An 11,569-nucleotide genomic window follows, 5' to 3' on the forward strand; every position below is an offset into this window, starting at 1 on the left:
GCGGGAAGGAAAAGACAGGTATCCATTTCTTTGAAGGATTAAAAAATCATGTCAAGGGATTTTACGAAAAAGGACCAGCCCTTCTCCCTTCGAGAAGGGCTGGTGTCTTGCATTTACCTGGCCGAACTACCACTGATGGTCTGACCGAAGAAAATACTATTGTAGAACAGTTTGTTTGTTCCAAACCAGAAGGCCCTGAAATTTGGATCGTCGACAAAGCCAATGATTTTCCCTCTCCCTTTGGCACTTATCCTTATCATGGCGGTATTTTTCATTTGCTCCAGGTTGAATGGATAAACGTATCCACTTGCCAAAGGCTCATCCGTATAGATCAGCGGATTGGCATATGGGTTTTCGGAAGGTAAAAGGAATTGATTGCTGTCTCTGAAGGTATACAGTTCTTCATTTTTATATCCATACCCAATCGGGTGTGTGAGATCTAGTTTGACATTAAAGATGGCACCACCTGTCACCTTCGAGCCATAGTCGTTGGAGAGATTGGCATAACTTTTTTGGACAGTACTGTCTTTCTCGGTTTCACTTTTAAAGGAAAACTCACCCAGTTTATGGTCGTTCAGCCAGTTGAGGGCGCGACCTCTGGCAATGATGGTCCCGCCGTCACTTACCCATCGCTGCAGGGATTCGGTAGCGGAGTTGCTCAGGGGATGGTAGCTGCCATTTGGCATAATGATCACATTGTAGCGGTTTAGGTCAGCTCGGGAAACCATGTCCAGTGGCAGCAGGGTGATTGGGATTTCCAATCGTTGGTCCATCAGGTGCCATATTTCACCTGCTTCGTAGCTGGATACACCGCTATCCACCAATAGGGCTATTTCAGGTTTTTCCAGTACATCGATGCTGGGGGATCCCATATTGATTCCTCCAGTGTAGCCTGTATTGATAGCATGAACCGTAATTCCTGTCTCACGGGCGACTGCTTGGAGGTCTTCGAAAAAGGCCTGGTCGGAAGCTCCCGATTGTCCTTTATCCACCAAAATGGTGCCTCTACTAAACTGCAAATCTCCGCTTACTTCGAATGGCTCATGGGTCACGCGCAAATTATAACCAAGGTCCATTAAACGGTAAGCGGCCTTAGGGGCATAATATTCTCCCCACTCAAAGGCATAGCCATAAGCTCCTGCAGCTCCAGCAACGTTTCCTTGGGGCATCGTCAATCCCTTTTTGACCTCTTCCACATTGGCCAGGTTCATGATTCGGCTGTTGACCGCCATGAATTCCATATCAAAAGCCATCGGCAGGGTCCAAGCGGATACATCGTAAAATAAGCTGTCCTGAAATGTAGTTCGGGTTTCAAACATCCCTTTGACCAAACGGTATTGCGGTTGGTTCAGCGGGACGATATAAGCTTTGTTTGCTTTAAAATCCACCCCATTTACGGTGATGTCTTCTTTAAGGCTGTACAGTTTGATCTGGTGCTGTAAGATCATGTCGGCCAAGTGAAATGTTCGACCATTATCGTTGTCCACACCGAAGATATAAGCCTTGTTTGTGTCGGCATCAGCATCGGACTTGGCATCGATATAAAAATCCCGCATATAGCTGTTCAGCTCATTTCGCATGGCAATGGCTGCTTCAAAGGAAGAAAGTGACGCGGTAAACTGGTTGCGGATGGTGAAGGCAAAGCTCAGTGGGCCGTTTACACTTTCCTGCAAGTGACCACGGGAAGATGCCTGCTCAAAAAGGATCCCGATTTGTCCTTGGACATCTGGATAGGTAGAGCCTTTTCCGTAATAGAAGTCGTCATAGCTTTCTTGGGTAAAATATAAGGAACCAATTTCATCCAAGTATTTGGCATGATACTGGGCAATTTTTTCAGTCAATTCAAAATTTTTCGTAGGTGTTAGCGGGTGATTTCTGCTTGGGATGCCCGGTTGGAAGAAGAACGTGCTGTTGGTGCCCATTTCATGGAAATCCAAGACCATATTTGGCTTCCACTCCTGGATTTTAGTAATCCTGCTGCGGGATTCGGGATGCTGTACTGGCAGCCAGTCCCTGTTCAGGTCAAACCAATAGTGGTTGGTACGGCCGCGGGGCCAAGCTTCGTTAAGCTCTCGGTTGTTGGGGTCACCGTTCATATGGATGCTGCGATTGCTGTTTACCCAGCTTGCAAAGCGATTGATGCCGTCTGGATTGATGCCCGGCTCCATGATGATGACAATATTTTTAAGGTCTTCTTCTACTTCATTGGCTGCCGCAAAATGGTATGCTGCCAACAAGGAAGCATTCACTCCACTGGCTTCGTTGCCATGGACAGAATATCCCATATATACCACGGCAGGCATGTTTTCGATGTCTACCTCTCGGGATTCAGCAGGATTCCGAAGTTGGGAGCGTTGAAATTTCAAGGCGTTTAGCTTGTTGAGGTTGTCCGGATGGCTGATGGTTAACATCATCAGTGGCCGTTGCTCGTAGGTACGCCCCGTGATTTCCAGTTTTATACGATCTGAAGCTTCGGCAAGGGCCTTCATGTACATATGCACTTGGTCGTAGCTCACGTGCCATTCCCCAATATTATATCCCAGCACAGATGCTGGTGTGGGGATGTCCGGATTATACGAATAGCCAGGTTTTAGATAATAGTCAAGCGATACATTCTCTTGGGCTAGCCCGTGAAATGCTGCCAGAAAGAGAATAAGTGATAATATTCTTTTCAACATCTTATTTCGTTTAAAGGATTTTATTTTATCATTATCCAAAGCTGCACAATATTTCTTAAAAAAATTAAGTAAATTAATTCTGAAGGTAAAATAAACTGATCGAATAGTATTTTTTATCCATCGAAAACGGAAAGGAACATGGGAAAGCTTGGCATCATCGGTACCATTATCTACATTTTGACGATCGTAGATGTGGTCAGAAGTAAATTTCACACTGATACAGATAAAGTGATCTGGGTACTGATCGTGATACTGCTTCCCTTAGTGGGAAGTATTTTATGGTTTTTGATCGGTAGGGGGAAGGCGGTGCTTTAATTTCCGAAGAGGTCTTTTAAGGCATGGTCAAGGGATGAATAGCGGAAACTATAGCCCCCACTGATGATTTTATCGCAGGAAATTTTATTGCCTCCCAGGATCATTTCTGCCATTTCTCCCAGTACAAGTTTAAGCAAAAAGCCTGGAACAGGAATGTTCACAAAAGGCTTTCCTTTGGCAGCGGCAGCTTTTCTAGTGAGTTCGCGATTGGTCACGGGCTGCGGGGCGACGGCGTTGTAGTATCCCGATATGTTATCAGCCTCTAGGGCATACACGTACATTTCGACCAAGTCCGTAAGGTGGATCCAGCTCATGTATTGTTCCCCGCTTCCAAGTGGTGCGGCAATGGGGGGTTGAAGCATTTGGGGCAGGGCGCCTCCTTTTTGGGAGAGGACTACTCCAGTACGGAAGGCCACGGTCCTGATGCCTAGTCCCTCAAATTGGAAGGCTGATTTTTCCCATGCTTCCACTACCAAGGAGAGGAAATCATCGCCCATTTTGCTTTCTTCATTGAGCCATGTTTCCCCATTGTCCAAGCCGTAATAATTGGCTCCGCTGGCCGAGATAAAAGTGCTGGGTTTGTTTTCCAAGAGCCTTACTTGATCAAAAAGCAGCTTCGTAGACTGGGTACGACTTTCCAGAATCAGTTTTTTGCGCGAGGCGGTCCACCTTTTTTCCGCTACCCCTGCACCAGCCAGGTGAATGATGGCGTCAGCCCATTCCAATGCTTGAGTATCCAAGTGGCCTTTTTGGATGTCCCATGCAAAACTCTTTTGGGTTTGCTTTTCTGGGTTCCGGCTAAGCCAAGCGACGGCATAACCCTTCGCTTCCAGTGCCTTGGTAAGTGCTTGCCCTATCAGGCCAGATCCCCCGGTAATCAGAATGTTGTTCATCATGGCTTTTTATTCATTAACTCAATCTTTCGGAATAAGTTAAGAAAAAGCCTATATTTGTCCTAGTATCATGCAAAAACCAAGCTGAAGGAGCATCTGGTGAGTTTTTTGATGTTATCCCATAAGTGGCTGGTGATGGTACAAGGTGATGGGGTGCCACCTATAACCGCTCTGATTTTTCAGCGCTGATGACTCCTGCTTCGACTAGTTTACCATTGAAAAAAACAGCGATACCTATGTTGGAGAAGGCGCGTGATTTGATTCATGTTAAAAGATTCTTTACCAAAGAATTTGTTCCCAGTATACAGTATACCATAAAGTGGCTGGTGCTGGCCATTTTTATTGGCCTGCTGGTCGGAACAGCCTCCGCTTTCTTTTTGTTTGGGCTGGAGTGGGCGACGTTGTTCCGGGAAGAGCATGTATACATGATCGCGTTGTTACCCGTAGGTGGCTTTGCTATAGGGTGGGTTTATCATAAATATGGGCAATCCGTAGTAAAGGGCAATAATCAGCTTTTGGAGGAATTTTACAATCCCTTGACCCCAATACCGCTCAGGATGGCTCCATTAGTCGTTTTTGGGACCATCGCTACGCATCTTTTTGGAGGTTCTGCAGGCCGGGAGGGCACTGCCGTGCAAATGGGCGGCGCCATTGCCGACCGATTTACCAAATGGTTTAAGCTTGATGCCATTGACAGAAAGGCCATCATTACCCTTGGGGTGGCAGCTGGTTTTGCATCTGTTTTTGGGACTCCTTTGGCCGGCGCGATCTTCGCCTTGGAGTGGCTGATTGTCGGGAGGGTCCGGTATGAAGCGATTTTGCCGGCGTTCCTTGGGGCTTATGTGGCGGATTATGCTTGTGCTGATTTTTGGCATGCGCACCACACGCCGTACGAGATTCCTTTTATCCCCTCCTTGACGTTGTTAAATATACTTTGGATTATCCCGGCAGGAATTTGTTTTGGCTTGGCGGCCAGGCTGTTTTCAAAAGCCACGCAGTTTTTTGGAGCGGCATTTAAAACCTCCGTGCGGTATCCGCCCCTTCGACCGGTAATAGGAGGTGCCATGGTGGCGGTCTTGGTGTTTATGATCGGTACCACAAAATACATTGGTTTGGGGGTACCCACCATTGAGGAGGCGTTTAATGCTCCCTTGCCTTGGTACGATTTTCTTGCCAAAACCGGCTTTACCTCTTTGACCTTGGGCGCAGGATTTAAAGGTGGTGAGGTGACCCCGCTTTTTTATATTGGTGCCACACTCGGAAATATGCTTTCGGGAGTGATTCCGCTTCCTATGGCGTTACTGGCCGGCATGGGGTTCGTGGCGGTTTTCTCTGGCGCTACCAATACCCCGCTTTCGTGTACCCTGATGGGCATTGAGCTTTTTGGTGCTGAATCTGGCGTGTATGTCGGCTTGGCGTGTGTATTGGCCTACCTGTTCAGTGGGCATTCAGGGATTTATGGCTCACAAGTAATTGGCTCTCCAAAACACATCTCGTTGGATCAAAACAAGGGGAAAAGCTTGGGGAAATTGGATTGATTTAAAAGCTAAACACATTCCTTGCCACCGTTGGGCTCTATTTGGTTAGAGATGAATGCAGATAAACACAGATGCAATTCTTACACCATCTGTGTTCGTCCATTTTGTCTGTGGCTAACTTAAATGTTTTTCATGGGCCTTGTCTTGGCAACGATGATGGCATCCTGCTTAGTAATCATGCTATCAGTGTATCCACTCTCATCTGCGAGAACCCTTTCCGTGATGCCCCTCTGCGTCACCACCATCTCTGCATCATCCAGCCAATAGTTAAAATGCCCTCTATTTGGGAAATCTCTCTGAAAATAGGTTTGACCCAAAAGAGAAACCGTTTGTCCAGTGGCAAAACAACGGCTAAGTAAACTTGCCACAACTACCCGAAGGCACCAACTGCATGCTTTGCCTGCACTGAAGGAATGTATGATGTTTCATTGCCTTGGCCCCTTGGTGGAGTATTATTGTTCTGCTAGCACTATCGCTTGAACCCTTAAAGCGATCCCCTGTCGATAAAGCTAAAGATGTTTGGTACGACCTCTTGTTTGTGCTTTTTGATCATGTATGCTGCGGATTCTCCCATCAGTTCAAAGTCCGTGCTGATCACCGTAATATCAAAGAGTTCTTTTAGCGGGGTGTCATTGTAAGAGACCACTCCGATGTCTTTTCCGATCTGATACTTCATGTCCCGCGTTTGCTTCACCAAGCTTACCAAATCATTTTCATCGATGACGATGTAGGCATCCTTCTTTTGAAGCTCCATGTCAGGGTAGATCTTATCGAGGACTTCTGCGTCAAAATGATAGGTGTTGCAGAAGTTTAAAAAGCCCTGTTTGATTTCTTTGGGATAGGGATAGATGGGGTTATTTGGAAAGGCTAAGATCAGTTTGTCGTATTTTTTCAACTGGTCCTTAGCTTCTTCCAAGGCCCGGTAAATGTCCATTTTGAAATCTTGGTAGATGCAGGCGATATTATCCCCCATTTCTGGCAAATAGTTGTCCATGATCACCAGCCTCCCCTTAGGGATTTTCTTTAAGCAAGAAATGACTTCTTTGTCATAATTGGTGTGACCCGATTTTTGATCCTTAAAATGAGGCATGATGACAAAGTTATCATAAGCCCCCATGTTCTCCTCTAGGATATTGATCAGAAGCTGGGGATCGCAATGATAAACCCTAAGGTCTACCTGATTGTCAGAGCCCATGCTGTTTACAAAAGTATTATAAATCTCCAGCTTATAATTGCTCAGTTTATTGAGAATGAAAAGTATTCTGCTATTGGAACTGTTTACGGCTTTGTTGACATAGAAACCCTTAGATACCACCGAGGTGATGATTTTCTTTTCCCTTAGCAGATTATAAGCCCTCACAACGGTGTCCCTGCTCAAGTAATACTCTTCTGAAATATCATTGATGGAAGGTAATTTTTCGCCAACTTTTAGATAACCGTTTTCAATGTTCTTAATGATGGAGTCGACGATTTGCTGGTACTTTGGAATCCTGGACTTGCTGTCGATCTGTAAAAGAAGTCCTTCTGCTACTAATGTCATAACGCTTTCGAGTTGGTTAATACTAAGGGTTTAATTGCTGTAAACGTATGGCTTTTCCACTGGAAAAAACCAAAGGTACAATCGGGTCAATTAATCTTATGCTTAGGGTTAACAACTCTTTCCGCGAAACTATCGGAAAAATTGATTGGTGTGCGCCAACCAATTAAAGGCAGCAATGGAGAGTGAATCATCTTTGCCTTTGAGTGCAATATAACTATTGCCGTGTAAAGTGCCCAATTTTTGAAAAACTTTTTACAAAAAAAATAGGCGGTTTATTTTATAAAAACCACCTTCATGATCAAATAGGAGGGGTGAACTTCATACGTTGGAGTTGACTTGGTGAAATTTTCTAAGGTCAAATTGCGATGATCCGCTTTAATCTTTCGTAGGAAAAAGATCGGTGATCCAGCGATCACTTAGTTCCAGCCAAGCGGCTGCGTTACCATGCTGTTCATAGTTGCCACGGCCATAGCCATGCCCGCCTTTTTGGAAAAGATGCAGTTCTACTGGAATTTCGTATCTGTGAAGTGCTTTGGCATAGCGAATGGAGTTTTCGGCCGGTACCCCACCATCATCCCAAGAGTGCACCAAAAAGGCCGGAGGTGTATCACCGTTTACCTGTTTTTCATTGGAGAAATAGTTTTCCCATTCGGTGTTCAGTTTTTCCCCAAGAAGATTTTGTCGAGAACCTTGATGGGTTATGGTGGTGTCCATGCTGATCACCGGATATACCAAGATGCTGAAATTTGGCTTTGAGCTAGGGACTTTGCCATTGGTTGGGTGGTGGTGAACCGATACTGATGAAGCAAGGTGTCCTCCTGCCGAAAATCCCAATACACCAATTTTGTCCTCCGCATAACCCCATTTGGAGGCATGTTTTCGTAAAAAGCGCATGCCTTCTTCTGCGTCCATTAACGGGACTTCCCAGGATTCGGTAAGCAATTCCTCTTCTGGTAACCGGTATTTCAATACGGCGGCCGTATAGCCCCTTTCACTGTACCATCGCGCTATTTGGTGTCCCTCATGCTGGATGGCGATGATCTTATAGCCTCCCCCCGGACAGATGAGAATGGCTTTTCCGTTGGAGTTTTTGTTCTGGGGGCGATAGACCGTCAGCTGTGGGACGGCGACTTCTGTGATGCGCCCTCCTTCACCGATCCCGTCTTTGGCGAGTAACGTTCTGGTGTTGGGGGCTTCTTTTGAATAAAGGGAATAGGTTTTTTGCTGGGCAAGTGTCCACAATGGTGCAACGAAAATAAAAGCTGCTACCAAGGTTTTTTTTGAGGAAAACATGGCAATGGGGTTAGGTCTTTTGGTCTGTAAGTTAAAAAAAAGAGGCCTATGACGAGGCCTCTTCAGATTTTTTATTCATCCACATTGGGGCAGTGATAAACCAAAGTACCGTGCCTATAAACATCAGTGTCTTACATTGGTCGGAGGAAATGATCCCTTGGAATACCAAAAAGGCAGGAATTAGGTTTAAGCCCAGCGCGATGAATGATATTATTTTAACGATCGTTTTCATGGTTGATTTGGGTTATGATGCGGGAACTTCACTTTTAGCGTTTGGCTTAGCGGTGTGGGGTATCGAGGTGTTTTTTTGGACGATTTTACTGCTGGCGATGTACACCAAGACAGCCACAAACCAGCCGGGTAGCCCCAGGAAGAAAATTTCTACTCCTGCAAACAAGTTTAGTCCTAAGCAGAATATCAAGGTGATGAGCCAGGTGATGCCCACGGCAGGATTAAAATTACGATGGGTCAAAGCTGCAAAATTAGACTGCATCCCCATTTTTGGGAACAAGAAAATGTCGATAAAGATAACCGCCCCTAGTGGCATCAATACCAATCCGTAAAGGGCGACAAAGTCTAGTAATTGCATCATCAAAGCTGGAAAACATGCCGCAATGGTTGTAATCAATCCCACAAAGAGGGTGACCTTCCAAGTTTTCCAGTTGGGATTAATGGACTGAATGGCCAGTCCTGCGCGGTATAGGGTTGGGTTTGCAGTGGTCCAGCCTGCGATGATCACGCAAATCGCGCCAGCAATACCGACTGCCTCGTAGGCAATAGGCCCAGGAGCAAAAACCAAACTGCCATCAGATTCCAGTAGGAAAAGGGAGTATAAAATCCCTGAGGCAATCCATGCCACGTAGTGCCCTAAAAACACCCCTGTGGAAGTGGCAAACCCGGCTGTCCATTTTTTGGCATATCGTAAGATGGACATGTCTGCCATTCCGATGTGCATGGCCATGTTACAGAACCATGCGAAGAACATGATGTGCCAGAAGGTGAATTTGGTTTTCCCTTCCAAGGGGACTCCCGACCAGATGGTTTCTTTGGCCACAGGCCAAAAATCTCCAATGGAGTTGATCCCTAATCGGGGCAATACCGCTACGGCTGCTGCCACAAAGATCATGATCATCCATGGGGCGGCAATATTCGCAAATTTCACGACTTGGTTAAACCCAAACATGGCGATCACCGTGGTGATGGCGCCCACTACGAATACCGTAAGGACAAACCCCAAGCTCGTGGGCAAGGTGTCATCCAGCGCAGGCATGGCCAAGTCAAACGGGATGCCCACGGCGGTGGCCGCCACGGTAATCATGGCTCCTGCCAAAAAGCAAAAGGCTACGGCATTGACCAAGTTATAGATCATGGTGAAGCGACTTCCCGCGATTTTCTCCAACTGGAAGTACAAGGTGTGCCGGGTTTTGGTAGCGGCTTTTCCCGTGAAAAAAGCCCAGCTGAGCACGGCAAGAATATTGCCGACGAGCAAGCCACTGACCAAGTCAACGGCACTCGCACCATGCGCCACAAATAGTGGCCCCAGGACAAATTCCGTTCCCGCGGTGTGTTCACCAGCATAGGTTCCTACAAAGGATTTCCAGCTTTTGAGCTTGTTTTGAGGGATAGCTTCCCTTTCATATTCATTGACAGATTCGAGTTTCTGTACAAGATTCTTTTTATCGGACATGTTGTTAAATCGTATTTTGGGTAGCTGTGAAATTAAAAAAACACGGTGTGAAAGCTATCCTGTACTGTTATGACGAACGAAAGTACGGGAGGTTTAGATAGACCCTCGATCGATGAAATTAAAGACGTTTTTGACCACCTCCTTTTTTCGTTTTTTGATCATATAGGCGGCAGTTTCTCCCATGACTTTGAAGTCCGTGGACATGACTGTGATGCCCAAAAGCTCCTTGAGAGGAGTGTCGTTATAAGAAATGACCCCTACGTCCTCACCAAGTAAATATTCCTCGTCCCTGATTTGCCTCATGAGGTTGACCAAGTCATTTTCTTCGATCAGGATATAGGCATCATTGGGGCTAAGTTCCATTTCTGGATAGATGGTGTTGATGATTTCAAATTCTAGTCCATATTCCACACAAAATTTCTTAAAGCCCTGTTTGATTTCTTTTGGATAAGGATAGATGACATTGTCGGGATAGACTAAAATTAAGGTATCGTATTTTTGCAAACGGGCTTGGCCTTCCTTGAGTGCTTTATAGATGTCCATTTTAAAATCCTGATAAATAGAAGCTACTTCATCCCCAAGGTCGGGCATGTAGTTGTCCATAATGATCAACTTATCAGGAGATATTTTTCGAAGCGCATCAATGACATCTTGATTGTAATTGTTATGATGTAAGTCGTCGTCCTTAAAATGGGGCATAACTACATAATAATCATAGGCCCCCGTATTTTCGTTTAAGAGATTGAGTAAATTCTTTGGGTCGCAATGATAGATGTGGAGGTCTACCTGCGCGTCTGCCCCCAGGCTGTTGACAAATGAATTGTAAATGCGAAGCTTGTAATTGGAGAGCTTGTTGAGTAAAAAAAGTACCTTTACCTGAGATTGGGATACATTTCTGGCGACATAATAACCCTTGCCTTTTACCGAAACGATGATCTTCTTTTTCTTTAAAAGGTTGTAGGCTTTCTCTACGGTATCTCTGGAAAGGTAATACTCTTCACTGATTTCATTGATGGAAGGGATTTTTTCACCCACTGATAGGCTGCCTTTCTCAATGTCCTCAATGATGGAATTGACGATTTGCTGGTATTTCGGAATCCTGGACTCCGAATCAATACGGATGGATGTTGGAGCTTCGATCATTTTGGGGGTTAGTCGTTTGCGCAATCGATTGTAATATAAATAGAACTTGCTATACCAAGCAAGTACCGGAAGTTATTTTATATGGATGGTAGCCTGTTTTTAGCGGTGTTTTAATATTTATGCTATTTAAATGTGATCTTTTCGTAGTTTAAACGCTTTTTTTAAGGAAATTTAATTTGGTGTCGTTTATGTAGAAATTTAGTGATTTTCTTGTAAAGAAGAAAGGCTGTCCAAATTGTCGAAATCGTTTGCTGTAAATATAAATCACTGAATTAGCCAAACCATAATACTATTTTGTACAATCGATTGCGCATGTTTGCAAATAGAAGCATATCCATTAAGTGATGGCTGCAAGCTTAAAAGGGTTGGTGGGGAGTAGGGACTTTCTCATAACAGGTCGTTGAAATCTGTAGTGAAGTTAAAACGACTTGAGGCAATGAGAAAGTCCCTTGTTTTGGCCTGTGGCTGATTTCTTTAAATGT

General features: G+C 45.1%; 10 protein-coding genes and 1 riboswitch. Of the genes, 2 read left to right on the top strand and 8 right to left on the bottom strand.

Going from position 1 to position 11,569, the window contains the following annotated elements; translation table 11 throughout:
* Positions 1-113: 113 nt before the first annotated feature.
* Complete coding sequence (locus ECHVI_RS07910; protein ID WP_015265438.1) at positions 114-2,678, bottom strand: M14 family metallopeptidase; 2,565 nt, start codon at positions 2,676-2,678, stop codon at positions 114-116.
* Between the two features lie 138 nt (positions 2,679-2,816).
* On the opposite strand from ECHVI_RS07910, the gene ECHVI_RS23280 reads away from it, so the two are divergent.
* Positions 2,817-2,993 carry a PLDc N-terminal domain-containing protein gene (locus ECHVI_RS23280; RefSeq protein WP_015265439.1) on the top strand — a complete coding sequence of 59 codons (177 nt, stop codon included), beginning with the start codon at positions 2,817-2,819 and terminating at the stop codon, positions 2,991-2,993.
* Here ECHVI_RS23280 and ECHVI_RS07915 read toward each other — a convergent pair.
* Positions 2,990-3,886 carry a TIGR01777 family oxidoreductase gene (locus ECHVI_RS07915; RefSeq protein ID WP_015265440.1) on the bottom strand — a complete coding sequence of 299 codons (897 nt, stop codon included), beginning with the start codon at positions 3,884-3,886 and terminating at the stop codon, positions 2,990-2,992. The genes ECHVI_RS23280 and ECHVI_RS07915 overlap by 4 nt on opposite strands.
* Before the next feature lie 135 nt (positions 3,887-4,021).
* Positions 4,022-4,091, top strand: a riboswitch (Fluoride riboswitch).
* A gap of 31 nt (positions 4,092-4,122) precedes the next feature.
* On the opposite strand from ECHVI_RS07915, the gene ECHVI_RS07920 reads away from it, so the two are divergent.
* Positions 4,123-5,424, top strand: coding sequence for a voltage-gated chloride channel family protein (locus ECHVI_RS07920; RefSeq protein WP_015265441.1), 1,302 nt, complete (start codon positions 4,123-4,125; stop codon positions 5,422-5,424).
* A gap of 119 nt (positions 5,425-5,543) precedes the next feature.
* On the opposite strand, the gene ECHVI_RS07925 is transcribed toward ECHVI_RS07920, so the two are convergent.
* The 6 genes from ECHVI_RS07925 to ECHVI_RS07945 all read right to left on the bottom strand — a co-directional run bounded on the left by ECHVI_RS07925 (position 5,544) and on the right by ECHVI_RS07945 (position 11,087).
* A complete protein-coding gene (locus tag ECHVI_RS07925; RefSeq protein WP_041738419.1) occupies positions 5,544-5,741 on the bottom strand; it encodes a hypothetical protein in 198 nt (65 codons plus the stop codon).
* A gap of 167 nt (positions 5,742-5,908) precedes the next feature.
* Positions 5,909-6,964: a GntR family transcriptional regulator gene (locus ECHVI_RS07930; protein ID WP_015265442.1), complete on the bottom strand. Its 1,056-nt coding sequence runs from the start codon at positions 6,962-6,964 to the stop codon at positions 5,909-5,911.
* A gap of 375 nt (positions 6,965-7,339) precedes the next feature.
* A complete protein-coding gene (locus tag ECHVI_RS07935; RefSeq protein WP_015265443.1) occupies positions 7,340-8,257 on the bottom strand; it encodes an alpha/beta hydrolase in 918 nt (305 codons plus the stop codon).
* A gap of 46 nt (positions 8,258-8,303) precedes the next feature.
* Positions 8,304-8,489 carry a hypothetical protein gene (locus tag ECHVI_RS23285; protein ID WP_015265444.1) on the bottom strand — a complete coding sequence of 62 codons (186 nt, stop codon included), beginning with the start codon at positions 8,487-8,489 and terminating at the stop codon, positions 8,304-8,306.
* A gap of 12 nt (positions 8,490-8,501) precedes the next feature.
* On the bottom strand, positions 8,502-9,944 hold the full coding sequence (locus ECHVI_RS07940; protein WP_015265445.1) for a purine-cytosine permease family protein: 1,443 nt from the start codon (positions 9,942-9,944) through the stop codon (positions 8,502-8,504).
* A gap of 93 nt (positions 9,945-10,037) precedes the next feature.
* The gene (locus ECHVI_RS07945; protein WP_015265446.1) at positions 10,038-11,087 is read right to left on the bottom strand and encodes a GntR family transcriptional regulator; all 1,050 of its coding nucleotides are present in this window, start codon (positions 11,085-11,087) and stop codon (positions 10,038-10,040) included.
* Positions 11,088-11,569 lie beyond the last annotated feature (482 nt).

Origin of the sequence: Echinicola vietnamensis DSM 17526, from assembly GCF_000325705.1 — a bacterium.
GTDB classification, from domain to species: domain Bacteria; phylum Bacteroidota; class Bacteroidia; order Cytophagales; family Cyclobacteriaceae; genus Echinicola; species Echinicola vietnamensis.